The 25134-nt window shown below is 31.4% G+C and carries 26 protein-coding genes; 18 read left to right on the top strand and 8 right to left on the bottom strand.

Annotation, left to right across the window (positions count from 1 at the left end):
* Positions 1-48: 48 nt before the first annotated feature.
* The 6 genes from J8L88_RS00130 to J8L88_RS00105 all read right to left on the bottom strand — a co-directional run bounded on the left by J8L88_RS00130 (position 49) and on the right by J8L88_RS00105 (position 7235).
* Complete coding sequence (locus J8L88_RS00130; RefSeq protein ID WP_211059625.1) at positions 49-1251, bottom strand: hypothetical protein; 1203 nt, start codon at positions 1249-1251, stop codon at positions 49-51.
* 110 nt (positions 1252-1361) lie between these two features.
* The gene (locus J8L88_RS00125; protein WP_027394279.1) at positions 1362-2135 is read right to left on the bottom strand and encodes an outer membrane lipoprotein-sorting protein; all 774 of its coding nucleotides are present in this window, start codon (positions 2133-2135) and stop codon (positions 1362-1364) included.
* 17 nt (positions 2136-2152) lie between these two features.
* On the bottom strand, positions 2153-4525 hold the full coding sequence (locus J8L88_RS00120) for an RND family transporter (protein WP_211059624.1): 2373 nt from the start codon (positions 4523-4525) through the stop codon (positions 2153-2155).
* A gap of 171 nt (positions 4526-4696) precedes the next feature.
* Entirely contained in the window at positions 4697-5293 is a 597-nt protein-coding gene (locus J8L88_RS00115; RefSeq protein WP_027394278.1) for a TetR/AcrR family transcriptional regulator, read from the bottom strand.
* A 408-nt stretch (positions 5294-5701) separates the two neighbouring features.
* Entirely contained in the window at positions 5702-6211 is a 510-nt protein-coding gene (locus J8L88_RS00110; protein ID WP_211059623.1) for an SRPBCC family protein, read from the bottom strand.
* 145 nt (positions 6212-6356) lie between these two features.
* A complete protein-coding gene (locus J8L88_RS00105) occupies positions 6357-7235 on the bottom strand; it encodes a DUF6503 family protein (protein WP_211059622.1) in 879 nt (292 codons plus the stop codon).
* A 163-nt stretch (positions 7236-7398) separates the two neighbouring features.
* Here J8L88_RS00105 and J8L88_RS00100 point away from each other — a divergent pair, with 163 nt between their 5' ends.
* The 6 genes from J8L88_RS00100 to J8L88_RS00075 all read left to right on the top strand — a co-directional run bounded on the left by J8L88_RS00100 (position 7399) and on the right by J8L88_RS00075 (position 11657).
* Complete coding sequence (locus J8L88_RS00100) at positions 7399-8277, top strand: RNA polymerase sigma factor (protein WP_118388643.1); 879 nt, start codon at positions 7399-7401, stop codon at positions 8275-8277.
* Positions 8278-8382: 105 nt separating this feature from the next.
* Positions 8383-8886 (top strand): SRPBCC family protein, encoded by a 504-nt coding sequence (locus J8L88_RS00095; protein ID WP_027394274.1) that lies wholly within the window; start codon positions 8383-8385, stop codon positions 8884-8886.
* 21 nt (positions 8887-8907) lie between these two features.
* Entirely contained in the window at positions 8908-9522 is a 615-nt protein-coding gene (locus J8L88_RS00090) for an SRPBCC family protein (protein WP_027394273.1), read from the top strand.
* Between the two features lie 123 nt (positions 9523-9645).
* A complete protein-coding gene (locus J8L88_RS00085; RefSeq protein ID WP_118388645.1) occupies positions 9646-10227 on the top strand; it encodes a TetR/AcrR family transcriptional regulator in 582 nt (193 codons plus the stop codon).
* A 49-nt stretch (positions 10228-10276) separates the two neighbouring features.
* On the top strand, positions 10277-10747 hold the full coding sequence (locus J8L88_RS00080; protein WP_027394271.1) for an SRPBCC family protein: 471 nt from the start codon (positions 10277-10279) through the stop codon (positions 10745-10747).
* A 16-nt stretch (positions 10748-10763) separates the two neighbouring features.
* Positions 10764-11657 carry a hypothetical protein gene (locus J8L88_RS00075; protein ID WP_211059621.1) on the top strand — a complete coding sequence of 298 codons (894 nt, stop codon included), beginning with the start codon at positions 10764-10766 and terminating at the stop codon, positions 11655-11657.
* Between the two features lie 110 nt (positions 11658-11767).
* Here J8L88_RS00075 and J8L88_RS00070 read toward each other — a convergent pair whose 3' ends face one another.
* Positions 11768-13159 (bottom strand): hypothetical protein, encoded by a 1392-nt coding sequence (locus J8L88_RS00070; RefSeq protein WP_211059620.1) that lies wholly within the window; start codon positions 13157-13159, stop codon positions 11768-11770.
* Positions 13160-13254: 95 nt separating this feature from the next.
* Between J8L88_RS00070 and J8L88_RS00065 the strand changes: the two genes are divergently transcribed.
* From J8L88_RS00065 to J8L88_RS00010, 12 genes are all read left to right on the top strand, one after another.
* Positions 13255-13617 (top strand): VOC family protein, encoded by a 363-nt coding sequence (locus tag J8L88_RS00065; protein ID WP_118388653.1) that lies wholly within the window; start codon positions 13255-13257, stop codon positions 13615-13617.
* A gap of 138 nt (positions 13618-13755) precedes the next feature.
* Complete coding sequence (locus J8L88_RS00060; protein WP_118388655.1) at positions 13756-14421, top strand: DUF2461 domain-containing protein; 666 nt, start codon at positions 13756-13758, stop codon at positions 14419-14421.
* Positions 14421-14783 (top strand): TfoX/Sxy family protein, encoded by a 363-nt coding sequence (locus J8L88_RS00055; protein ID WP_211059619.1) that lies wholly within the window; start codon positions 14421-14423, stop codon positions 14781-14783. Before J8L88_RS00060 ends, J8L88_RS00055 begins: the two co-directional genes overlap by 1 nt.
* Positions 14784-14881: 98 nt before the next feature.
* On the top strand, positions 14882-16096 hold the full coding sequence (locus J8L88_RS00050; protein WP_211059618.1) for an FtsX-like permease family protein: 1215 nt from the start codon (positions 14882-14884) through the stop codon (positions 16094-16096).
* Positions 16093-16761 (top strand): ABC transporter ATP-binding protein, encoded by a 669-nt coding sequence (locus tag J8L88_RS00045; RefSeq protein ID WP_027394264.1) that lies wholly within the window; start codon positions 16093-16095, stop codon positions 16759-16761. Before J8L88_RS00050 ends, J8L88_RS00045 begins: the two co-directional genes overlap by 4 nt.
* 27 nt (positions 16762-16788) lie before the next feature.
* Entirely contained in the window at positions 16789-17175 is a 387-nt protein-coding gene (locus J8L88_RS00040) for a thiol-disulfide oxidoreductase DCC family protein (protein ID WP_035086021.1), read from the top strand.
* Positions 17176-17324: 149 nt separating this feature from the next.
* Complete coding sequence (locus J8L88_RS00035) at positions 17325-19004, top strand: helix-turn-helix domain-containing protein (protein WP_211059617.1); 1680 nt, start codon at positions 17325-17327, stop codon at positions 19002-19004.
* Positions 19005-19147: 143 nt separating this feature from the next.
* Positions 19148-19300, top strand: coding sequence for a class I lanthipeptide (locus J8L88_RS00030; protein WP_211059616.1), 153 nt, complete (start codon positions 19148-19150; stop codon positions 19298-19300).
* A 212-nt stretch (positions 19301-19512) separates the two neighbouring features.
* Positions 19513-19665: a hypothetical protein gene (locus J8L88_RS00025; protein ID WP_155839727.1), complete on the top strand. Its 153-nt coding sequence runs from the start codon at positions 19513-19515 to the stop codon at positions 19663-19665.
* 137 nt (positions 19666-19802) lie between these two features.
* Positions 19803-21026, top strand: a complete 1224-nt coding sequence (locus J8L88_RS00020) for a lanthionine synthetase C family protein (protein ID WP_211059615.1) — start codon at positions 19803-19805, stop codon at positions 21024-21026.
* Positions 21027-21043: 17 nt separating this feature from the next.
* Complete coding sequence (locus J8L88_RS00015) at positions 21044-23278, top strand: lantibiotic dehydratase family protein (RefSeq protein WP_211059614.1); 2235 nt, start codon at positions 21044-21046, stop codon at positions 23276-23278.
* A complete protein-coding gene (locus J8L88_RS00010; RefSeq protein WP_211059613.1) occupies positions 23278-24162 on the top strand; it encodes a thiopeptide-type bacteriocin biosynthesis protein in 885 nt (294 codons plus the stop codon). Before J8L88_RS00015 ends, J8L88_RS00010 begins: the two co-directional genes overlap by 1 nt.
* Before the next feature lie 104 nt (positions 24163-24266).
* Here J8L88_RS00010 and J8L88_RS00005 read toward each other — a convergent pair.
* On the bottom strand, positions 24267-25134 hold an 868-nt coding region (locus J8L88_RS00005), incomplete at its 5' end, for an Ig-like domain-containing protein (protein WP_211059612.1).

Below are 25134 nucleotides of genomic sequence, written 5' to 3'. Positions count from 1 at the left end.
ACAAATTAACTTTTGATCAGAAAAAATAGTTAAAATGTTCAACTTAGTTTAGAAGTATTTTGAAATTGAAATTCTAATAAAACTATCTTCTCTAAAGTTTGATAATATAAACTCGTTTGGGGCTATATTGCTAAATACTCTAGCTTCGACCGATGCTGTCCAAGTACTTCCGAAACGTCTAGAAGCTTCTAAACTGAAAACTTTGCTACTAGATTCTAGATCAGCAATTCCACCTATTAGTATGGAAGTATCCTGAGTATCATTAAATGCGATACGACTTCCTATGAAAATATCATTTTGTAACGCATTTAATGCAAGTGCATCACGTTCATCATATAAGTATTCACCTAAGATACCAATGTCTAAACCATCTCCATCAATATTGGAAAATGTGTATTCTAAGCCAGCAACCAGAGCAAAGAAATCCTGGACATCCGCATGTCTATAGATAGATTCTAGTTTCCATAAAAAAGCATCATGCGTAATTTGTAAATCTAACCCTGTTTGGTTAATTACTGGATAAAATGCATTGATATTTCCTAGGTTATCAAATGTAAATAAGGGTTCTCTACCTGTTCCGTAAAAGTGAGATATTCCTATATCTAAAATACTGAAGTAATGTTTCCAGCGAAATGCAATATCTTGTCGCCATTCTTCTGCACTACTTTCATAAGTTAAATCGTTTTTATCAATTACAACAGGAAATCTTAGTCTTCCTTTGGTGCCTGAAAAAGTTCGTTTCCTATGATAAGGAAGATAGAAAAAATCAAAAGAACCAAATTTTTCAGTAGTCCAAGTAAATTGAGCCATGGGTTGCCCTAGCTTTTCTTCTCCGTCGAAAGTTTCTACGGCATCTGTTTGATTAATAATATCGACTAAGTGATTGCTTTCAGTTACGCCCCAGTATACTTTTTTTAACCCAAGACTTAATTCCCAGTTCTTATTAGCTTTCTGGTAATAGAGTTCTCGGATATCCCAATGTGTTCTTTCATCATCAACATCAAGTCTGAAAAACCCTTTAAAATTAATGCTTTCATATCCTTTATTCCATGCTATCGAATATTCTGGTGTTATACCTAACGAGGGAAAATGATCTTTTTGCCCCTCAAAAAGGGGATTGTCATAAAAATAGCGGTATTCTCCTTCTAATTCTAATTCAAAATCTTGGGTAACTTTTTTATCTTCTTCTTGGGCAATTATAAGTATGGTATGTAGTAGAGTAAGAAGAAGTAAATAGGGTTTAAATTTCATTTTTATAATATTATTAAGCACACATAGACCGTCTTTATTACTAGAAGGACATTTGGTAAAGAGTAAGATCAGAACTAAAAACGTGTCTTATGTGTGCTAGGATTTTGAGATTATTTCCCAGCTCTTTTAAGAGCTACTTGTGTAAAATCATCTTCGGATAATTCGGATTCGAAATTGTAATCACTAAATTTTAATTGTGTTTCTTTATTGCTTTGGTGATTTACCATATCTAAGGTTAATGCTCTCCAAAATTTACCTTTATATAATTTATAATCACTGTAGGTAAGTGTTTTTAGTAAAGAGTTTTTGCGATCGTAGAATTCTACTTTTTCTAAACGATATGCTTTATCTTTGTTATAGGTAACTACTCTCCTTGTATATCCGGATTTTGGATCTACAGGATCTTGTTCTACGACAAGTAAATTCCCGTTTTCTTCCAGAAATTTATAACTATATTTTTCTACTTCCTGAGAGGAGAGATCTTCATAGGCAAATTCGCTACCTACAAAAGGACCAGACTTATTGTTTGATGAAATTCTTTTCACTCTTTTTATGGATGGTAAAAAAAGCCATTGATCGTCTGACCCTATTTTGTGTGTAAAAGTAAGTGTTGAAGTTCCTTTTACATCTTTAGGGCTATTAAATACAATCATGGATTTATCACCATCATCAGACTGTTCTAAGGTTCTAGTAATTAATAAACGTTCGCTTGTTTGGCCATTTTTATTTTTTAAAGTCATTTTTAGATTTACTATCGAACTATTAAAACCTTGATCGGCTTTGTCGGCTTCTTTGGCAATTTGTAAACCTCGTTCTTCTGCACTTTGTGCTTGTGTCATGGAAATGCTTAGTAAAGCGATTCCTGTTAAAATTAATTTTTTCATTATTTTATTTTTTACAATTATTTGTCAAGTTGTATTTGTGGTTTTAAATCTTTTACAGCATCTTTTGATTCATTCTTTTTACTAGTTAGAATAAGAAGTGAAGGAAGCAGTATAAAATCGATGATTAAGGCGGATGAGATTATGATTAATGTAATTCTTGCCATATAGCTGTTTAATGCAAAAGAAGAAGTAGAAAGTACTGCGAATCCTGCTAGTAGGACAATAGTGGTAGTTACTAAAGCTTTACCTACTGTTTCAAAAGCATAAATCACAGCTTCTTTAGCATCATAACCTAATTCTCTTCGAGCTCGTAAAAACTTACTCATAAAATGAACAGTGTCATCTACTATGATCCCTAATGTCATTCCGAATACGATTACCATTCCTGTATTAATTTGGGCTTTATATAGGGCCCAGAAACCAAAACCAACTAAAACAGGAGTTACATTTGGAATAATACTTAGCATACCTAATTTGAAATTTCTTAATGCAAACATTAATACAAGGGATATTAAAATCAATGCAATAATATTACCAGTAAACATACTGTCTGCTTGTCTAAAACCAAGTGTAGAGAACATTAATGTTGGACTCACACCTATTGCGTGCATTGGTTTTGGTGTATTGTTTTGTAACCAAGTTTCTGCACGATCTGCAAAAGCGATCATATCAGCACTTTTAATATTTTCGATGGTGACAGTTACACGTGTTTCCGATTTATCTACGTTAATTTGATTGTTTAAATCCAATCCGAATGGAAGAGATAATTCATATAGCAATAAGTATTGAGCTGCTTCTTCACGACTTTTTGGGATCTTATAATAGTTTTGATCATCACCGTGCATAGAACGATTTACTCTTCTAGCAACTTCACTAAAAGCGTTTACATGTACAACTTCTGGTTGTTCATTGAGCCAATTTTCGAATTCATTTAGTTTGTTTAGATATTGTGGGTTGTTAATCCCTCCACTTTCTCCGCTACCTACAGAGAATTCAACATTATAGATACCTGTTAGGTTTTCACTGATATAATCAGTATCGGTTCTAAACGTAACAGTCTCATCAAAATAGTTAATAAACTCATCGTTAAACCTATTTTTTGTGGCTAAAAATGTCAAAATACCAATAACAATTGTTGAGATAATTGTAAGTCTTACGGGTTGTTTAGCAACCGTATGTCCTAAAGAGGTATACCAACTTATTTTTTCTGAAGTTGCTATTTCCTTAGTTTTTACTTTTATTGGTAATATTGCCATTAAAGCGGGCAGTGCTGTAGTGGAATATAGGAACGCCATAGTCATACCGAAAGCGGTAATATTTCCTAAATCCCAGAATGGCGGAACATCTCCGAAATTCATAGTTAAAAACCCAATGACTGTGGTTAAGCTAGTAATGAAAACTGGCATAAAATTAAGTCGCATAGATTCTACCAATGCATCTTTTTTGGAGAATCCATCTTTTCTCATTTTCTGAAGCATGGTAATCAAAATGTGAATACTATCTGCAACCGCTAATGTTAATATCATAGTAGGAAATACAGAAGATGGAGGAGTTAACTTTATACCTGCTAATCCAACAAATCCAACAGCACTCATAATTGAAAATATAACTACTACAAAAGTTGCAATAGTACTATAGATATTTCGTGTAAGAATGAAGGTTGTAATAATAACAATGATTAACATAATCATGGTCAGCATAAGGTCATTCATAGAGGATTCGAAGAATGCCGTATTTAATGGAACTAATCCAGAAGAATGGATTTCAAAGTTTGGATACTTATTTTTAAAATCTGAAATAGTACTGCGGATGAAAGCGGTAACTTCTGGTATTTCTTTCGCACTATCTTCACCAGGCAGTCGTACTGTTACGTTGATTGCTGTTACTGTGCCGGTTTCATTAAGAATACGATTTACCAAAAGTGGTTCTTTTAATGCTTTTTCTTTAATTACTTCAATTTCTGCTTCAGTTTTGTTAGAAGATTCATAGGAAAGATCGTCTACATAGAGATCATCACCTTGAGCACTAGTGTATTGGAAATTTGTAACAGCATCTACCCGAGAAGAGTAAGGGGTGTTCCATGCTTGGGCAGTAAGTTCTTCTATTGCAGTTAAATTTTCTCTTGTGAAAATATCACCATTAGACGGTGTTAAGACTATTACAACATTGTCATCCTTCGTATATTTTTCTTGTAGAGCATCGAATGCTTCTAGTTCTGGATTTGATTTACTGAAAAAGACATGATAATCTCCATCAAATTCCATATTTCCTTGCGAACCTAACCCCATCGCTAAGATTAAAGTTGCGATCAAAACTGGCCATTTGAATTTGATAACAAATTCTGCCCATTTTTTTGAAAAAGCATTGCCTAATTTTCTTATTGTATTCATTTTTTTAAATTTAGTTGACCAGTCGACTATATATCATGTTATGTTGACTTAGTGTGATTTATGATTGTTTAATATATTGACGTTTTAATTTATTCTACTTGGACAAGTTTTGGTTAAATTTTTGAAATAAATTAATAATTGACCAGTCGTCTATTAATAGAATAAAAAAAATTATTTAATTAATAAGTGTGTTACCATATTCAGATGATTATCGACAGGGTATGAATCCTTCATTTCTTTCATTGTTATCATCGCCCCTTTTCCTGCATCTTCAATAAATCCAACTAGATCCTCTGCATTAATAGAAGAATTTATTTCGCCGGATTGTTGGGCTTCTTTAACAACCTTGGTTATTTCAGTTTTCACCAAATTATGTCTATCTAATACAGCATTCCTTATGTTTTCGTTATGCTCAGACATTTCATTACTTAAATTACATCCAAGACATCCCATTTTGCATTCTAATTGTTCTTTTAAAACTTTTATACGGAATTGGTAAAAGTTTAGTAAACGTTCTTTAGGAGACCCATCACTATTTTGAAGAATATCCAAGGCAGGAGAAAATTGCATAGTAAAGTATTTATCCAATGCTTTTATTGCAAAATCCTCTTTACTATCAAAATAAAAGTAAAAGGAACCTTTTGGTACATCTGCTGCTTTTACAATGTCATTTACACTAGTGCCATTATAACCTTTGGACCATATGATCTCTACCCCTTTTTCTAGGAGATAATCCGCTTTGATTTCGTGTTTTAAGGTCTTTGACATTTTGATTTTTGAAAGAGCAAAATTATGACCACTCGTCTAGTAATTCAAAATTTATTGTGTTAAAGTTTTGTTTATTGTATTTAAAACACTGAAAATAAGAAGATTAAAATAAATGTCAATTAACCATTCCATTTCTTAAAATCGTTTCCTCCGTTGGTTTTTATTGTTTTGATATGATAGTTTTTAGAAGTGTACATAGCTTTTAGCACTTTAACATAACTTTCGGATTATTAACTCAAGTAGAAAGAAAAATAAATTTTATATATGGAAGATTTAGTTGATATATTTATGTCAGTCTGAGCTTGTCGAAGATGATTAAAACAATTTTTTTATATTATACTACGACAGGCTCAGTGTGACAATGGGGATGTTATGTTTCAAACATCATTTAAAGGCATCAGATCAAAACTATTTTACTGCGGCAATTGCCACATTGGCAATCATCTCACTAGCAGATTGGTTTAAAAATCCTAAGAATTGCTTTTCAGTCATTTGTGGGTTTTTCATAAACTGATCATAGTTACTGGTCCATACAATCATGGATTTTTGATATCCTAGGTCTATTACCTTAAAGTTGTTAATCATTCCTTTTGTGGGAACACCTTCTACTAATGCATATGTATAAGTGCGATTTTGATCATCAAACGCGATAATACTTTCTTTAAAGTATCCTTGTCCGTTTGCGGATGTACATACTCTTTGGCCACCGATTCCTTTTTCACCAGTCCATTTTACTTTAGAAATAGCAGACGAATATTTATCAATATCATCTAACTGTCTTAATTTATCCCAAACATTATCGGCAGAAGTATCTACAACCTTTGTTAAGGTGATATTGGCATTAGATTTTTGAGCATTAATATTCCTCGATCCTAATAGTATTATTACTAATAAGCATAAAAATTTTGTAAGTTTCATGATGTATTATTTTAAAAGTTATTACACTTTTTAGATTCTATAAAAAAGAAAGTGTGACAGCTTTAATAGAATTAGCAATATCAGTGTCATATGTAAAAAGGGATACCGCCTGGTATCCCTTTTTATATTAGTTTCTTAAAATTGCTTAGATTTTAAGGTCTTCCGGAGTAAATCCGTTATTAAATTTTATGTTGGTAGAAATCTCAGATAAAGATGGCTCTTTAGGATACTCTCCTTTTTCATTGGGGATATATGCATATCGATGTGTAGATACTTGTATACCATCAATTTCGGTATATGTTACTTTCATTAATAATACAGTCTCATTGATTCCCCAAGCGGGTAGAGAGAAATAGAATTGATCTATCAGTTTGGTTTCCGGATTTACGTAAAGAATATAGGCATCATTGGCTTCTTTACCCGTTTTTTGTGGATCATAGGCTACGGAGACCTTATCATACACTTTTCCGTTAATGGTTTCCTGACCTTTGTATTCATAAATAGTTCCAGGATCGCCAATTTTAAAGTTCATCATAAACCAGTAATAGTTTACCTGACGTAGGAAATCGGAAGTTCCAATCATTTTTTCATCAGTCATCGGTTTACCGTCCATACTTACTGAAGCTGTTCCTTTAGAAAAATTCTGTACGATGGTCTGTTCACCTTCAGGTAGTACATTTACTTGATGTGTGGTGTATTTACCCCAAGAATATTCGCCATCAAAAATATAGCGTTCGATAGAAACGTCTTTTTTTCCATCTGCTTGCTCGTAGGTATAGGTGTATTCTACATCCTTAAGATTCCAAATGTTGTTCCAACCTCCAGAAGCTTCGGTAACTGCATTAATAATAGTTTTAGGTTTAGTGACATCATAAGTAATTTCCTTTTTCTCAGGTTGCTTTTCTTCTACAGTTTTAGCGATTGAAGTTTCCGTAGTTAAATTCTCTTCTTTTTTCTGATTACAACTTAGTAAAGTTACCGATGTGCAAAGTATTCCTAATTTAATGAATTGTATGGTTTTCATGGTTTTGGTTTTAAGTAGTTTGTTCTATAAATTAAAGATACTAATAGCCTATCTAATATACTGTTAATCCAATGGTAAACTCTTTGTAAAAGTGAAGTGTCAAATTAGTATCTTTAATAGTTGTCACACATATTGTTTTGTTGCATCCAAGTAAAAAATAATCATGGAGAATCCTTTTTTAAAAGAGTATAGTGGTGATACTACAGATATTCAATTAGTTAATGAAGCTAAATCAGGTAATAAGAAATCTTTGGAGTTCTTAGTCCTAAAACATCAACCATATATCTACAATATTGCTTGGAAAATGGTTAAAAACCCTACTGATGCAGAAGATTTGACACAAGAAGTAAATATTAAAGTGATTACTAAGCTTTCACAGTTTAAAGGAGAAAGTTCGTTTAGAACTTGGCTTTATAGAATTGTTGCTAATCATTTTTTAATGTCTAAACGAAAACCAGCAGAGACGGTACTTGATAGTTTTGACACTATGGAACGCGCTTTAAGTAATACTCCTGATGTTGCATTGACGGCATTGGAGCAAGAGGAAAATAAGAAGGTAATTCGTGAAATGAATTACATGTGCATGAGTGGGATGTTACTGTGTTTAACTAAAGAACAGCGAATTACATTTATACTTGGAGAGATGTTCAATGCAGATCATACTATAGGCTCAGAAATTTTGGGAATATCTAAGAGTAATTTTAGGAAACGATTATCAAGAGCTAGAGCAGATATTTTTAGTTTTATGAATAATAAATGTGGATTGGTAAATAAAAACAATCCCTGTCGTTGTCATAAAAAAGTTACGTATGCTATAAAAGGCAAGGCTATAGACAGTAAAAATTTGTTATTCAATCGTGAGGAGTATTCTGAATTTAGAAATCTATTAAAACCTCAGGCAGATACGATGTTAGATTATGTAGATGATAAGTACGCTCAGTTATATCAGAAACTTCCATATAAAAACAATTTTGATAAAAGAACATTTTTAGAAGACATTGTGAATGATGAACATGTAAAGAAGCTTATGAATCTCAATTAGAAACTGCTAGGTATATATGTAAAACCCAAACAAAAAGTTTGGGTTTTTTTATGCTTGTTTGTCACACCGTTTTCTGATTTGCATCTAAGTATAAACTAAAACAAGATGAAGATTAAAGAAATAATTAGTATAGATGCTCCCGCAGCAAAAGTTTGGGAAGTGTTGTGGAAAGACTATGGACAAGTATGCGATTGGGCAAGTACTGTAAATCATTCCGAAAAACGTGAAGTACCTAATACATTAGAAGGAGGGCGAAGTTGCCATTCTACTTGGGGTGAAATTAGTGAAATTATAGAAAAAGTGGATGAGCATAATATGACATACACTTATTACGCGGATGGATTACCAGCTATGATGAAGAGCGCTAGAAATACCTGGAAAGTTCATAAAAGAGGTGTAAATACCTCGGAAGTTTCGATAGACCTCGAAATAGAACTTGCAACGATACCAAAAGCATTGATGAGTTGGATGATAGTACCCAAGTTGAAAAAAGATATTATACAGACTATGGTTGATCTTCGGTATTATTTAGAAACAGGTAAACAGACAGCTGCGAAACTGAAATCCGATGTAAAGTATTTTAAAAAGCATCCTTTAAAAACTGTTTAGTATTAGATCAAATTATAAATTATGAAAGCAACAATGAAAACTTGGATTTTGGGAACCTTTATGTTCATATGTAGTACGGTTGCTTTTTCGCAGAGCATGTCGAAGAAGCATCGAATCATTAAGGTAGAAATAGAAATTAAAGCATCACCAGATAGAGTATGGGAAGCTATGGTATTGGATTATGGGGAGATTTCTAATTTTTCTCCATATATATACACCTCTGATTATATTAATGGATCATTAAAGGGTGAACTCGGTGCCAAACGTAAATGTAGTTTTAATGAAAAGGGTACACGTTGGACACATGAAAGAATTGAGGAGATTGATAATGAGAATAAGGTGATGCGCAATATAGTAATTGATGCAGAAAAGTTTCCGTTGGATATAGATAATTCCCAGGCCTATTATAGAGTTAGAGATAATGGGAATGGAACTTCTACGGCCTCTTATGAGTTTCAGTTTAGAACGAAACCGGCATTTATCGGAGCAATTGCGAAAGGGAATTTTAAAAAAACGCTGATAGGAACGCTGATAGGTTTAAAACATTATGTTGAGACTGGAGAAAAAGTAAATGCAAGTAATGGAAGGTATAAGGAAATTAAAAAGAGATATCCAGAAGTAAAGGTGGTTAAGTAATAATTATTTTAGTAGGGTAACTAAAGGGTTTGTCTAGTTAATGACAACCCTTTTAGTTAAATTATATATTAAAATAAACCAATTGGTCTAATTTATAAAAACATTTTATATATTTGCTTTGCAATGGGATATAAGCATAATAAAGAAGAGATTTTAGAGGTCGGATATCAGGTAATCCGAAAGAATGGATACCATCATGTGGGAATCAACCAAATTCTTAAGGAAGCGGGAATACCAAAAGGATCTTTTTATAACTTTTTTAAATCTAAAGAAGATTTTGCAAGACAGGTAATTCAATACTATGGAGAAGGAAATAGGAAATGGCTTCAGGATATATTTCAAAAATCAGAGGAAACACCTATTAATACCTTAAAGTCATTTTATAAGTTATTAATTGGATATAACGAAGAAGATAATTTCTGTAGTGGATGTTTGATTAACAATTTAGGGATTGAAACAGGAAGATTATATGATTCATTAGCTGAAGAAACAAAGGAACAATTTGATCAATGGCTGGATGTAATAGCTGAGGTTGCCAGAAAAGGTCAGGAAGTAAAGGAAATAACAGATAGTTTTACTCCTAAAGAAATAGCTAATTATTTACATTCTGGATTTTATGGAACATTTTTCAAGATGAAAGTAGAAAGATCTAGAAAAGATATGGATACTTGGTTAGAAATGACTTTTAAGTTTATAAGGGTTTAATTTTTTTTAAATTAAAATAAGTAGAACGGTCTAATTATAAATATATGTTATGAAAACATTAGATGTAAATCAATTTACCAATGCTCCCAAGCAACTTGAGATAGGGAGGTTTATCAATGCACCAATCGATAAGGTTTGGGATGTAGTTTCCGATCACAAAGGAATGACATCTTGGATGCCAATGATCAAAGAAGTAGATCTTACTATAGCCAATCAAAGCGGTGAATGGAAAGAAGGATGTGAGCGGCATTGTCAATTCGGTCCTGACTTATTAGAAGAAAAAATAGTGCATTGGGATCCGCCATATGGGTACGCATATATGATCGCAGATATGCATATTGTTAAGAATCATTTGGGCTATTTTAAGCTTATTGAAAAAATGGAAGGAACAGAGATCATATGGACTCAATACTATGATCCTAACGGAAATATTATAAAAAAATGGATGGCCAAAAATGTCATGTTACCATCAGTAATGAAGAAAGCTTTAAAAAATTTACAAAAGAAAACCAGTGTTTAATTTAAATCCAAGAATCATGAAATTATTTATCAAATTGATATCTCTTGTAACAGCTATTTTGACCATTCAATCTTGCTCATCTGTTGATTTGCGAAGTGACTACTTAATAAGTAATCCTAATCAAACAGAAGCAAAAGGAAGAGAACTTTTACAGGCTTCTATGGAAAAAATGGGATACGATAATTTTTCCAAAACAGATGTATATGAAGTAACGGCGCAATTTAACTGGAAAAAAGGATGGTTAGTTATGCCTATGAACGCTTTTCCAGGGAATAATAAAAATGATCTTCAATTTCGTTTCGCTACTAACACTTTTGATGGGCAGTTGCAATACCTCGAAGGAAGAAAAAAAGGAACTATACAGGGATTACAATCTTGGCAAGGATATAAAATCAAAGATAAAACTAACGAAATAAAAAAGCATGAACACGATCGATATATTTGGGGATTGGCAACCTATCATTACATATTAGAATCACCATTTAGAATGTTAGATGCAACAATTATTAGGTATGCAGGAGAAAAAGAGTTCGAAAATAAACAGTATGATTTGGTATATGCTACTTGGGGGTCCGAGGAACCTAATGATCAATATGATCGTTGGCTAATTTATATTAATAAAGAAACTGGTTTTATAGATCTTACAGAAGTCACGATAAATGATTTTTTTATTACCATGCCAAAAGGTTTACAACATGGTACCGTTAGATTTGATCGTGAAAAAACAGATTCTGGAGCATATTTACCTAGCAAAATAAGTATACAACTACTGTCACCTAAGAAAGAAGATAGTTTTGTGTATTATTTCACATTATCTAATTACAAGTTTGATGGTTTTAATAAAGAGATTTTATACCCCATAGAAGGGTTACCAATGTATGGAAACTCTAAACCTGATGAATCTGATTAATAAAGTTGTATAAATCACTTAACAAGCCTGTAGTTTTGCACTATGGGCTTTTTTATCTACTACCGGTAAAAATCTAACTAATTTATTTCTCTTTTGGAAACTTAGAACACTTAATATTTTTGATCGATCCATTCATTAAAATTGACATATCCTATTATAAATTTTGGAATAGGATCTTCTTTTAATCGGAAGGATAATTCCTGGAAAGCAATTTCCTTATCTTTTTCCGAGTACTCGACCGTTTTGGATAATAATTTTAATATCAGCATCTCATAGGAAGCTATGTTTTTTTGTTTTTTAATATGCTTCTTAATAGCCGTAATTAAATACCTTAAAGTCAATCCATTTCCTAGTTCATAATGAACTAAAAGGTTAAGCCAATAAGTGTGCGTAATCAAATCTTTTCGATCCTTTTTTGTTTGATTGTTTAAGATGTTGTTAATCCAGTGAAGTGATTCTTTATAGTCTTTTTTCTGAAAATAAATGGTAGAAAATTGAAAGCGAAATGATAGCCAGTAATTATAAGGAATAACTTTTTTGTTTTGTCTAATAAAGGTTTGGATATTTTCGATTACCTCTTGTGTGTTGTGCAGATCTTTTAGATATCGATGAATTTCAAGCTCGATGTTATAAAGACGAAGTTTTTCTTTGATTAATGAAGCAGAATTTGAGTTGATTTCTTGTGCTTTCTGTTTTAAAACCAAGATCCTAACAAAAGCTTCTTTATGTAATTTTTTAAAGACAAGATATCCTAGATAGTTATTGTATACAGAGAAATAGGTAGTAAAATATTCTTTGAGTAACTCAGGCTGCTGTTCCCATTCTTTTAGTAGTTTTTCTATGGTGTTTTTTGCTTTTTCATATTTTTTAGCGGCAAGTTGTTTTCTGTATAGGTGTAAGGTTTTTAGTGTTTTATTGTGTAAGTGATTTGTTTTTTTGTGAGATAAAGATGAGTTTATGGGGTCGACATTAGCTAATAGAAGATTGCTGTATTCAACAGCAGAATTCAGTGAGTTTTTCTGTTCAACAATAATAATTTTTAAAGAATCAAAATCCTGAGGGTATAATGCCTGATGTACTTTTCTTTTCCAGTCTTTAATTTGAAACAATACAATATTTTGCTGAAAATTAATTGCTTTTTTTTCTGCACGTTTTAGTTCACTGTTGCAAATAGTATATAGACCTTTATGAAACAGAATTTCTACATTGCGGATGATGTCTATTAATTCAGCCTGTATAGAAATCCTAGCGTGATAATTTCGCAAAGACTGTAAAATACGTTGTTTTAAATAGTTTTTTATAGTAGTTAATTGGTTTACAAAAGATTTGTTTGCAAATGTTTCTTTTATTATAGCCTCGTTATATGTTTTTTGTTCTTCTATCGCATTAAACAACAATAGGTATTCCGAGTCTTCTCCGCCTTTTGAGCTAAGTCTGAAATAACGTTTTTCACTTTTACTTAATGATTTAATTAGGTAGAATAATTCTTCGTTCTTTTTCATTTTAGAAACCTATGTTTTGTCAAAAATAATGTTTTTCTAAACGATCCTTATCATATACCTTTGAGATATTCTTAATCAATACAAAATATATTATTATGTCGAATGCAATTAGTTGGTTTGAAATACCAAGTACCAATTTTGAAAGAGCCGTGAAATTTTATAATGAGCTGTTAGGTGCAGAATTACAACCGATGGAAATGGAGTTTAAAATGGCTTTCTTTCCATATCAAGAAGGCGGTGTCGGGGGATGTATCACTCATGGAAATGGCAATACACCTTCTCAAGAAGGAACCTTTGCATATCTTAACGGAGGTGATGATTTGGCTATTCCATTAGCTCGTGTGGAAAGGGCTGGGGGAAAAATTTTAATGCCCAAAACTTCTATTGGAGAAAATGGCTTTATGGCTGTTTTCCTGGATACAGAAGGTAATCGAGTGGCATTTCATTCTATGTCTTAACATATAAAGAGCTATCCGTTAGAATGAAATCAAAGCGCCGGTAATTTTTGTGTTTACAAACAGATAGAAGTTATACATACGCTTTGATTTCGTTCTAATTTATGGTTTGACTATATTTAAATATTAATAACTTCACTTATGCAATATTTTACTGAAGATTTTGTAAACTTTTTTAAAGAACTTGAACAAAATAATCATAAAGAATGGTTTCATGCTAACAAGAAAAGATACGAGTTAAGTATTAAGAAACCCTTCGAGGTTTTTGTAGATAGGATGATTCAGGAAATACAAAAATATGATCCTACCTTAGAAATAGAGGCAAAGGATTGTATACTTCGTATTAACAAGGATATTCGTTTTTCTAAGGATAAAACTCCATATAATATCCATTATACAGCATTTGTATCTAGAGGAGGTCGCAAGGATAAGAGCGTTCCGGGAATGTTTTTACGATTTTCCCCAGAAATGGTAGGTGTGATGGGAGGGTGTTTTGGTGTTTCGAAAGAACAATTACACGGTATACGAACTAAAATTAGCCAAGATTCTTCAGGATTTAGAAAATTATTAAATGACAATGATTTTGTTCAAAAATTTGGTAGTATAAAAGGACGAGCACTAAAGCGCGTCCCTAAAGAGTGGAAAGAGGCTTATGAAAGAGAGCCTTTAATCGCTAATAAGCAATTTTATTTTGTCGGCGAAGAATCTCCTGCGCTTATTACCAGTGAATCTCTGATAGATAAGCTTATGGATTATTGGCAGGTAATGCGTCCAATAAATGAATATTTAACCAAAGCAATATATTAATGGCGTATAATGAATATTTAGCGGATAGAATCAACCAGATTTTTAGAGATAAAAGAGCTAACTTTTACACTAAAAAAATGATGGGGGGCCTTTGCTTTATGGTGGATGATAAGATGTGTTGTGGGATTCATTATGACAAAAAAAAGGAAACAGATTTACTGATGGCCCGCATTGGAGAGGAAGCATATAAAAATGCTATAAAAAGAGAAGGGTGTTACCCTATGGATTTTACTGGTAGATCTATGAAAGGGTATGCATTTGTTACTCCAGATGGGTTCGATTTAGATAAAGACCTAGAATATTGGATACAATTATGTCTGGATTTTAACCCTATTGCAAAAAGTAGTAAAAGAAATAAATAGTTAGTTTTTGGTTTTGAATATGGGTAAGGTTCGAAATTACAGAAATATACTATTATTAATTAGTGTAATCATATTCTTCCTATAGCGACCTAAGAAATATGTCAAATCAAGTTTTTAATAAAACCAATGTATTTATTGCATTACAATATCTTTCTGCAAGAAAAAAGCAAAGCTTTTTAGCTACTATTGGTGTGTTATTGGGTGTGACTACTTTTATTGTAATGATTAATTTCATGACTGGTGTCAATGACTTTTTGGATGATGCAGTTTTTAATGGTAGTCCAGATATTATTGTTAGTAAAAAAACAAACACCGAATTAAAAAACAATTCATTAGTACCGTCTAACTATATAGAAAACGGTGAAAGAATCAATATGTTTTTAGCAAATCATGAAAATGTACAATCTTTTGCGCAACAGATAATTTCACCAGCAATTTTAATTAGTGATACAAAGCAATTTCCAGGAAGTATCAATGGTGTTTTTCCTGACCAAGAGCAAACCGTGGTTGATCTAGAAAGACGTTTGATAGTAGGAGAAGGTTTTTCTAGTTTGTTAAATGAAAATACAATTCTTTTAGGGATAAGCTTGGCAAAGAGATTAGAAATATCCGTTGGTGATACGATTAAAATGATACTTCCCAATGGAAAGAATCAAGCGTTAAAAGTTTCTGGTATTTTTAGTTTCGGGATAACCACTATTGATAATGTTAGAACATATGTTTCTGCAAGTACTTTGCGAAATTTATTAGGAAATGAAAATGGTATAACCAATATTCATATTAAGCTAAAAGACAGAAATAATGTGAATCTTAAGGAAGATCTCATAAAGAAGATAGATACAATTACCACAGAAGATTGGAAAGATAGTAATAAGACTATTGTAATAGGGAATAAGGTTCGTGATATCCTTACTTGGTCTGTTTCTTTTGCCTTACTCTTAGTTGCTGGATTTGGGATCTATAATATTCTAAATATTACAGTAATTCAGAAGAGAAAGGATATTGCAGTATTAAAAACTATTGGATATTCTAGCAATGATATTGTTTTTATTTTTTTAATACAATCATTGATCATTGGAGTTTTAGGAGCATTTTTTGGCGGAATTTTAGGGTATGTAATTAGTTATATGATTTCGACAACACCATTGGATACTTCTGATTTCATCATTGTAGATACATATCCTATTAATTTTAGAATGTCTTACTATATTTTAGGGTTTTTGTTTGGTGTTTTGACCACTATTGTTTCTGGATATTTCCCTTCTAGAAAAGCAAGTAAAGTGGATCCGGTAACAATTATTAGAGGAATATGATATTAGAGGCACAACATATTAACAAATACTTTCTTGATCCAGAAAAGCATCAGGTATTAAAGAACATTTCTGTGTCAATTTCTGAAGGAGAGTTGGTTTCGGTTTTTGGAGAATCCGGAAGCGGAAAATCAACCTTGTTATATATCTTATCCACCTTAGATATGGATTTTGAAGGGAGTTTGAATATCCATAATCAGGATGTTAAAGACTTAACGCCTTCATCACTTACCGATTTTAGAAACCAACATATTGGTTTTGTATATCAGTTTCATTATTTACTTCCTGAGTTTGACGTATTGCAGAATGTAATGCTTCCAGCGATGAAATTATCAGAAAAGAGTAAAGAAGAAATTAAAAAAGATGCTTTTATCTTGTTGGAAGAAGTAGGTATGAAAGATTTTGCAAAGCGTCCATCATATCAACTTTCTGGAGGACAACAACAGCGAGTAGCGATTGCTAGGGCACTAATCAATGATCCTTCTTTGGTTGTAGCTGATGAGCCGACAGGAAATTTGGATCAGAAAAACTCTGAAATGATATTTGAATTATTAAAGGAAATTACCGGATCTAGAAATAAAGCGGTAGTAATTGCAACGCACAATCCTAAGATTTATCTTAATTCTCATCGTAGTATTGAAATGATTGATGGTTTTATACGACTATAGGGTTGTAAAAACTTAAAAATCAATAAAATGGAAACTTCTTTAAACAAAAGTATTATTATATTCGATGGAGAATGTAATCTGTGTAATGGTGTAGTTGGTTGGTTAATGCAATTTGCTCCAGAAGATCTTTTCCATTTTACTCCGTTTCAATCACCTCAAGGTCAAGAATACCTAAAAAAATATGGATACCCTACAGAGCAATTAGATACCGTAATTCTTATTGATGAAAATGGATCTCATACACATTCAGACGGCTTTTTAAGAATTGTTTCTAAAATCCCAAAATGGAAAAGGGTAGCCGCTCTTTTAGCGTTTGTGCCAAGAATGTTACGTGATGGAATTTATAAATTAGCTTCTCGTAATAGAGTAAAGTGGTTTGGACAATCACAAAGTTGTACGATCAATTTTAGATAAGGGAACTCCTTTTTCAGAATAGGACATTTTAAACAGCTTAAAAAGAATCATTACATTTGGATGATCACACAATATCAATCCGAATGTTTTTTTTTGTTAATAGATATATCCCAAAGTTTCTACTTTATTGTTTGTTTGTATCCTGTGTTTTGACGTTAAAAATTCAAGCTCAGGAAAAAGGTTCAGTAGTAGTTGATAGTTTAGAAAACAAAACTTTTACAGAATTAATTGATTTGATCAAGACTTCTAAGATCAATGAAAGTATAGCTTATGAAATCGCTCTAAATAAATCTAGGAAACCAAATACAAATCTTGCTATTGTATACTCCGACATTGGATATTATTTCTATAAGAAAGAAGAGTCGGAGAGGAGTATATCTTATTTAGATAAAGCTATAAAAATTGCTTCAGCCAATAATGACGATAAAACCCTATGTGAGGCATATAAACGTCAGGGGAATTCTTATTTACAAGATTGGCAAAATCAAGAAGCAATAGATGCGTATCATCAGGTCTTAGAAATGGCGCAAGAAAAAGGGGATCTTAAAAATGAGATTGTTGCTAAATCCAATATTGCTATAGTTTTAAGGCGCATGAATCAGTTGGATAATGCATTGGTTGATTGTAATAAATTACTAAGTTTTATTGATAAAACATCATTTAAGAATGGTAAAAATCATGTTAATGTACTCACTATTATTAGTGAAGTGTATTTGGATTTGGAAAAATTTGACTCTGTTCTTAAGTATACTGATATAGGTATAAAAATGAGTGAATTTTTGGATTATCAAATAGCTATTGCTGATTTATATATTAAAAAAGGTATTGTTTTTTATCAAAGTAAAGATTTCAATCAAGCGTTGAATTTTTTATATAAAGCAGAAGGTATTTTAAAGAACCTGAAGGTTAGTAAAAGATCAAATCAATCGATCAACGTTAATTATTTTTTGGCAAGTTATTTTTACGATATTAAATCTTATGATAAAGCTATTAATTATCTACTAGAAACTATAAATGCTTTAAAAGAAAGTGATTTAAGAAAAAATAGAATCATTGATGCACATGTACTTTTGGCTAAAAGTTATAAGGAGATAGGAGATGGGGATGCATCTATTCATTGGTTTACTAGACACCAAGAATTACAAGATCAATTCCAAAAAGATAAGGACAAAACTGTTAACAAAATATATGATCAAAACACTCAACAATTGGGCGATCAAATCAAAAAATTAGAAAGTAAACGGGTAAAAGAACAAAAGTATAAGGAATATATTTCTGGAATTTTGGCATTGGTTTTTTTGATAATGATTACGGTATTAATAGTGTATTTTAGAAAACAAAAATCGAATAAAATTGTATTTAACGAGCTTGTAAAAAAAATATCAGATCTAGAAACTAAAGAGAAAATAGAATCTACTGATAGAAAAGACGTAGCAAAAGAGATTTTAATAGATGATGAAAAAATCAACGAAGTTCTCAAAGGATTGCTTAAGATGGAAGAACAAGAATATTTTTTGAGTTTAGACTGTAATTTAAGGTCGATTGCAAAAAAGGTAAAAACAAATGCTACGTATCTTTCTAAAATTATTAATACCTATAAAGCGAAGAGTTTTAATGATTATATCAATGATCTAAGAATTGATTACGCTCTTAAAAGATTAAAGAATGATAAAAAATTTAGATCATTTTCTATTAGTTCCATTGCATCAGAAATAGGATACAAGAGTGATAATTCCTTCACAAAACATTTTAAGGCTAAAACAGGACTTAATCCGTCGTATTATATAAAAAATATAGAGAAACTTCACCCTAAAGTACAAAGTGTTTAATATAAGGAAATAAACACCGCATTTTGAACAAAATGCGGTTTATAAACTATGATTTTGTAATGATAAAAATTATATTTCATCTATCTAATTTTACGATTTTGTAATGATATCAGTTGGTATTTTGATCGTTTAAATATTATACAATGAAAAAACAGTTAAAGAAAAAGGTAACCTTGAAAAAGCTTACTATTGCTAGAATTAATAATGCTGGGTTGCGCCAAATTAAAGGAGGTGATTGTTTACCGACGGAACACGCTGATTCTGATGTACGTTGTGACCATAGTCATATACCTTAGTCAAATAGAAATAAAATATAGGGCCCCGTAAAATTACGGGGCTTTTTTTGCTCCGTATTTTATCCAAAATGAGGAAACTATGTTTTTTTGCTTTCCTACTCTGTGTTAATTTGGTTGTAGAATCAAAATGGAATATTTAGAATAATCAATTTTGGTATGGGGAAGCCGAAAACCATAAACAGAGTAGGTAATTTTAAAAATTATACAATATCATGAAAAAATCATTGAAAAAATTGGAGCTTAAAAAACAAACGATTAGTGACTTAAACCTTAATAAAATAAAGGGTGGTATTGATCCAACACATTGTTGTCCTACCCTAGATGCTTTTAATAGCTGTCCTCCTCCAGGAAGATATTGTTTCTAAAACCAATGGGTCATACTTTGACATATTTTTAAAAATGATGTCATACTATAGATCTAAATACAAGTTTTTTTAATACTTTAAACGCGAAAACTGCCTTAATTGGGCAGTTTTTTTATAGTACTATTTAAGAAAAGCAAATGAATACACTTAAACCTATATTGTTAGATAAACTGGAAAGAATAAGTACCATTCTTTCCGAAAATTATAAGACGAATGAACATGTTGGTGTTTTATCAGGTATTTCTGGAATCGCATTGTTTAATTTTTATTATTCTAAGTTTACTAATCAAGAATCTCATGCTGATATAGGAGTAGAAATGATATCTTCTGTAATTGAAAAAATTAATGAAGGATATAGTTTTCCTACTTTCTGTACTGGAATTGCCGGAGCAGGTTGGGTGATAGAATTGTTAGAGGAAGAAGAGTTTATTGATATAGATAGTGATGAACTTCTATCGGATTTGGATGCTTATTTAAGCAGTGCTATCGTACAAATGGGAGAGAAAGATAAATTTTATGATTTTCTTCATGGAGTAATAGGGATTGGATTTTATTTTTTTAAAAGATATCAGAGGACAAAATCTGTAGATTTAAAAGAATACTATAAAGTAAAACTTTTAGAGATTGTGGCTTCTCTTAAAAGAGCTGCTATTAAAGAGGATGGTATGATGAAATGGGAAAGTTATCTAGACGAAAATAAAGAAATTAGAGGATGTAACTTAAGTCTCTCCCATGGAATGTCTAGTATTATAAACTTTTTATCACGTTTGGCAATTTATGATGACTTTTATGATGAAGTAATGCCTGTAATAGAGAAAGCTACACAGTTTATTCTAAGTAATGAAAACAAAGATGTATCTTGTTCTTCTTTTTTTCCAAGTTGGGTATATCAAGGCAAGGAAAAGAATAGTGTTGAGCGATTGGCATGGTGTTATGGGGATTTAGGAATTGGCTTAACCTTATGGCGGGTAGGAAACGTTTTAAAAGATGATACAATTATTCAAAAAGGAATTGACACAGTGGAAAACTCCTGTAAAAGAAGAGATCTTATAGAGGCTAAAGTAAAAGATAACGGCCTATGCCATGGTACCTTTGGTATGGTACAGATTTATAATTATATGTATAAAGAAACAAAAAAGACAATATTTAAAGAAACAGCCGATTTTTGGATGGAAGAAGGGCTTAAAATGGCAATACATGAAGATGGATATGTAGGTTATAAACAATGGTTTGGTGGAACGGATGAAGGTTGGAGAAAAGAAATCAATTTATTAGAAGGTGTAGCAGGAATTGGACTGAGTATAATTTCTTATTTGGCACCATTCGAGACGAAGTGGGATGAGTGTTTATTAATCAGTTAATTCCAAATAGCAAAACTATGAGCTATAAAAACTTTTCTAAGTACGTTTTAAGAACACCACTCTTTTCTTTTTCATTTTATAAAGAGTTAACTAAAAACGAAGAATTAAGTGAAGAAGAACTAAAAACAGTTTGTACGGATAAAATTGTTAAAGAAGCGATTTTTTTAGCATCTCCTTCATTATATCAGGAGTTTGAAAAGTGGCTAAAAGGAGAAATAAAGGAGAAAGCAGCATCAGAACGTATGATGTATTCTGTTTTGAAATATCTTAGTAGGATGTCTTCTAGATGTACGCCATTTGGTCTTTTTGCCGGTACTGCGGTTGGAGAATTTTCTAACATCACATCCATAGAACTTTCTGATAAATCAAAGAACAATCGGCATACACGATTAGATATGAATTATCTGGTAGCGTTATCACAGGATATTGTAAAGGATAAGAAAATCCGGAATCAACTCTTGTTTTACCCTAATACCAGTATATATAAAGCAGGAAAACAACTTAGATATGTAGAATATTCTTATGTAAATAGTAAAAGAGTGCATCATATTGTTGCTGTGGAGGACTCAGAATATTTACAAAAAGTACTAACTAAAGTAAAAAAAGGAGCATTAATTAGTGATTTAGCAGAAGTATTAATAGATGATGAAATTACCTATGACGAAGCTTCTGGATATATCGATCAATTGGTAGAAAGTCAATTATTAATTAGTGAATTAGAACCTTCTGTTTCTGGACCAGAATTTTTAGATCAAATAATGCCTGTTCTACAGAAGTTATCAGGGACTGATCATATTGTTTCCGAATTAGAAAATGTTCGAGAAACATTAGAACATATTGATAAAAATATCGGGAATTCGGCTCAGGAATATATTGATCTTAGCGAATCTCTTAAGAAGTTAGAAACTGGTTTTGAGTTAAAATATATGTTTCAAACGGATATGAGTTTATCGGTGGAGAAGAACACACTGAGTTATGATACGATAAGAAAAATAAGAAGAGGGTTATCATTACTTAACAAATTAACCTTGCCTCCAAAAGAAACATTTATTTCTAGATTTAAATCAGCTTTTTATGAACGTTACGAGAGCAGAGAGGTGTCCTTATCAAAAGCGCTTGATGTAGAACTAGGAATTGGTTTTTTACAAGATAAAGACTCTGGAGATGTGAGTCAGATTATTGATGATCTTTTACTGCCATATAAACAAGAAAAAGTAGCTGTAAAAGAGGTTAAATGGTCTTCGATACAATCAATTCTTCATAAAAAATTAGTGTCGTCTATAAAAGAAGGAAAACATTTATTAGAACTTACAGATAAGGATTTTGAAGGATTAGAAGAAAACTGGCAGGATTTGCCAGATACGATTTCTTCTATGGTAGAATTAGTAGAAATAGATAGTGCACAAAAAATAGTAATGTCTAGTTGTGGAGGCTCGAGCGCAGCCAATTTATTAGGTCGTTTTTGTCACGGTGATGAGTCTTTAAATACCTACACTCAGGAAATAATTGATTTAGAAACCAAGTTAAATCCGGACAAAATTTTAGCAGAAATAGTGCATTTACCCGAATCAAGAGTTGGTAATATTTTGATGCGACCTAATTTTAGAAAATATGAAATTCCTTATTTAGCAAAATCTATTATTACTGACCAAGATCAACTTTTGTTAGATGATTTAATGATTTCTGCAAGCCCAAGAGGTAAAGTAAAATTACGTTCCAAAAAATTTAATAAAGAAGTAGTTCCCCATTTAACAAATGCCCATAATTTTTCGAGTAATGCTTTACCGATTTATCAGTTTTTAGCAAATATGCAAACGCAAAATGTAAGAAGTGGAATTGGTTTTGATTGGGGACCGTTTTCGGAGGAGTATGATTTTTTACCAAGAGTTGAGTATAAAGATGTTATATTCTCTAATGCAACTTGGAATATTTCATCATTAGATATCGCTGATTTATTGAAACCTCAAAAGGATGATGATGAATTTAAGATCGAATTACATAAAATTATTGATGCTAAAAAACTACCTCAATTTGTACTACTCGTAGATGGAGATAATGAATTGTTAATTAATACGAGGAATATAACATCAATGAAAATGTTGCTGAATACAGTAAAGAAGAGAGAAAGATTTAAATTAAAGGAATTTTTGCATTCCGAAGATAGTTCTATAAAAGAAGGAGAAAATGCGTTTACAAATCAAATTGTGGTGTCTTTTTACAACGAAACTAAGCTAAAAAATATACAGAATTAATGGTTGATGTACAAAGATCCTTTATTATAGGTAGCGAGTGGTTGTATTATAAAATATACACTGGACCTAAAACCTCTGACCTGATTCTAACCGATATTATTAGACCAATTGCTACGCATCTTTTAGACAAAGGAATTATCGATAAGTGGTTTTTTATAAGATATAACGATCCAAAACATCATATTAGAGTAAGGTTTCACTATAATAAACCTGAAAATATTGCTGAGGTTATAAACACATTATATGGCTCGTTAAAAGAGTTTTCTGATGAAGATCTTATATGGAAAATACAATTGGATACATATCAAAGAGAGGTAGAGCGATATGGAGGAGAAACTATGAGTATCTCAGAAGAATTATTTTTTTTGGATAGCAGAATGATAGTGGATTTTTTAGATATGATTGATGGGGACGAAGGAGAAGAATTGAGATGGTTATTTGGCGTTAGAGCTATAGATCAATTGCTTCAGGATTTTGGTTATAGTGAAGATGATAAGTTGGCTTTATTGGAACGTTTAAAGACTGGATTTGGTGTTGAGTTTGGAATGAATAAGGGGCTTAAGAAGCAAATGGATAAGAAATTCCGAAATGAACATGATAAAATTAAAAATTTCCTAAGTTTTAAAAGAGATTCAGATCCAGATTACGCTCCGATTATTGATGCTTTAGATGAGAAAAGTATAAGTAGTAAAGATTTGGTTAAAGAAATATTGACGATTGTAGATAAAAATCAATTAGATGACATGATGAGTAGTTATATTCATATGCTTATGAATCGATTGTTTAGGTCTAAAAATCGTCTGCATGAAATGGTATTGTATGATCTATTATACAGAACCTATAAAGTAGCTTGGGGGATAAGAAAATTTAAGAATAAAACATAATAGATAGAAAAATAGAGTGTTATTTGAAAAGTTTGAGTTTTAATGCACTATATTTCAATTCAAGTAACGTAATTCTAATACAACTAAATACTCAAAGAATAATTTTATTCTTTGAGTATTTTTTTTGTTATCGAGTCTGTTTCAGAAATTATTCTCATTAAATATAAACCAGAATGAATTGAAGATATGTCAATGCTGTTAGTAATACTATTGGTATCTAATATTTCGGAAAATATTAGTTTACCTTGAATATCAAAAAATTCAGCACGTTTTAAATTTAAACTGATTTCACCTGATATATTGATTGTATTTCTGGATGGTATTGGATAAATAGTAATACGATTTGATAGACTTTCGTCATTAATACTTAAAGTATTATCAAAATTAATTCTAAATTGAGTTGTAGTAATATTTCCATTGCCATATAGGTCTGTAAAACTGTTTGTATTGATATCAATAGTAACCGTTCCTGTTTCGGTTGCAGTGACCGTAGCTTGGTAGGATAATCCGTCACCAGAAAGATTACTTACAATTCCATTTTGAACAATAATATCATTTAAATCAAAATCATTGATTTCTTCACTAAAAGTAATAGTGATTTCAAATGAAGAATTACCTGTTGGATTATTTTCAGTAGAAGTAATACTTGCAGTTGGAGGTGAATTGTCTATGATAAATATATTCACACTAGATGAGTTAACACATGTTCTGGCTATTGTATATGTAATGGTATAGGTGTTAGGTATTGAATTGGTTAGATCTATTTCTCCAGTGTTATTATCGATAACCAATCCCGCTGGTAAGGATGTAAAAACACCACCTGTTAATCCAGTTATTACAGGAGCTGTATTTGATTCAGTAGTTGAAAAAGAAGACGCTGGATATAAAAATGATGCATTATCTAAATCATTAATTGTAATGTCAAAATTAGATGAATTCGAACAAGTCCCATTAGTTGTATAGGTAACTACA

Source organism: Aquimarina sp. MMG015, from assembly GCF_018100855.1.
Classification (GTDB): Bacteria; Bacteroidota; Bacteroidia; order Flavobacteriales; family Flavobacteriaceae; genus Aquimarina; species Aquimarina latercula.
This window is presented reverse-complemented; position numbering and strand designations above follow the sequence as displayed.

What these genes read in the sequence shown, in the direction of transcription:
- J8L88_RS00015 (WP_211059614.1), top strand. Translation starts at nt 21,044, where the DNA reads ATGAGCTATAAAAACTTTTCTAAGTACGTTTTAAGAACACCACTCTTT.
- J8L88_RS00020 (WP_211059615.1), top strand. Translation starts at nt 19,803, where the DNA reads ATGAATACACTTAAACCTATATTGTTAGATAAACTGGAAAGAATAAGT.
- J8L88_RS00085 (WP_118388645.1), top strand. Translation starts at nt 9,646, where the DNA reads ATGGGATATAAGCATAATAAAGAAGAGATTTTAGAGGTCGGATATCAG.
- J8L88_RS00045 (WP_027394264.1), top strand. Translation starts at nt 16,093, where the DNA reads ATGATATTAGAGGCACAACATATTAACAAATACTTTCTTGATCCAGAA.
- J8L88_RS00095 (WP_027394274.1), top strand. Translation starts at nt 8,383, where the DNA reads ATGAAGATTAAAGAAATAATTAGTATAGATGCTCCCGCAGCAAAAGTT.
- J8L88_RS00075 (WP_211059621.1), top strand. Translation starts at nt 10,764, where the DNA reads ATGAAATTATTTATCAAATTGATATCTCTTGTAACAGCTATTTTGACC.
- J8L88_RS00030 (WP_211059616.1), top strand. Translation starts at nt 19,148, where the DNA reads ATGAAAAAACAGTTAAAGAAAAAGGTAACCTTGAAAAAGCTTACTATT.
- J8L88_RS00040 (WP_035086021.1), top strand. Translation starts at nt 16,789, where the DNA reads ATGGAAACTTCTTTAAACAAAAGTATTATTATATTCGATGGAGAATGT.
- J8L88_RS00100 (WP_118388643.1), top strand. Translation starts at nt 7,399, where the DNA reads ATGGAGAATCCTTTTTTAAAAGAGTATAGTGGTGATACTACAGATATT.
- J8L88_RS00115 (WP_027394278.1), bottom strand. Translation starts at nt 5,293, where the DNA reads ATGTCAAAGACCTTAAAACACGAAATCAAAGCGGATTATCTCCTAGAA.
- J8L88_RS00050 (WP_211059618.1), top strand. Translation starts at nt 14,882, where the DNA reads ATGTCAAATCAAGTTTTTAATAAAACCAATGTATTTATTGCATTACAA.
- J8L88_RS00110 (WP_211059623.1), bottom strand. Translation starts at nt 6,211, where the DNA reads ATGAAACTTACAAAATTTTTATGCTTATTAGTAATAATACTATTAGGA.
- J8L88_RS00130 (WP_211059625.1), bottom strand. Translation starts at nt 1,251, where the DNA reads ATGAAATTTAAACCCTATTTACTTCTTCTTACTCTACTACATACCATA.
- J8L88_RS00090 (WP_027394273.1), top strand. Translation starts at nt 8,908, where the DNA reads ATGAAAGCAACAATGAAAACTTGGATTTTGGGAACCTTTATGTTCATA.
- J8L88_RS00120 (WP_211059624.1), bottom strand. Translation starts at nt 4,525, where the DNA reads ATGAATACAATAAGAAAATTAGGCAATGCTTTTTCAAAAAAATGGGCA.
- J8L88_RS00080 (WP_027394271.1), top strand. Translation starts at nt 10,277, where the DNA reads ATGAAAACATTAGATGTAAATCAATTTACCAATGCTCCCAAGCAACTT.
- J8L88_RS00125 (WP_027394279.1), bottom strand. Translation starts at nt 2,135, where the DNA reads ATGAAAAAATTAATTTTAACAGGAATCGCTTTACTAAGCATTTCCATG.
- J8L88_RS00055 (WP_211059619.1), top strand. Translation starts at nt 14,421, where the DNA reads ATGGCGTATAATGAATATTTAGCGGATAGAATCAACCAGATTTTTAGA.
- J8L88_RS00105 (WP_211059622.1), bottom strand. Translation starts at nt 7,235, where the DNA reads ATGAAAACCATACAATTCATTAAATTAGGAATACTTTGCACATCGGTA.
- J8L88_RS00025 (WP_155839727.1), top strand. Translation starts at nt 19,513, where the DNA reads ATGAAAAAATCATTGAAAAAATTGGAGCTTAAAAAACAAACGATTAGT.
- J8L88_RS00060 (WP_118388655.1), top strand. Translation starts at nt 13,756, where the DNA reads ATGCAATATTTTACTGAAGATTTTGTAAACTTTTTTAAAGAACTTGAA.
- J8L88_RS00010 (WP_211059613.1), top strand. Translation starts at nt 23,278, where the DNA reads ATGGTTGATGTACAAAGATCCTTTATTATAGGTAGCGAGTGGTTGTAT.
- J8L88_RS00070 (WP_211059620.1), bottom strand. Translation starts at nt 13,159, where the DNA reads ATGAAAAAGAACGAAGAATTATTCTACCTAATTAAATCATTAAGTAAA.
- J8L88_RS00065 (WP_118388653.1), top strand. Translation starts at nt 13,255, where the DNA reads ATGTCGAATGCAATTAGTTGGTTTGAAATACCAAGTACCAATTTTGAA.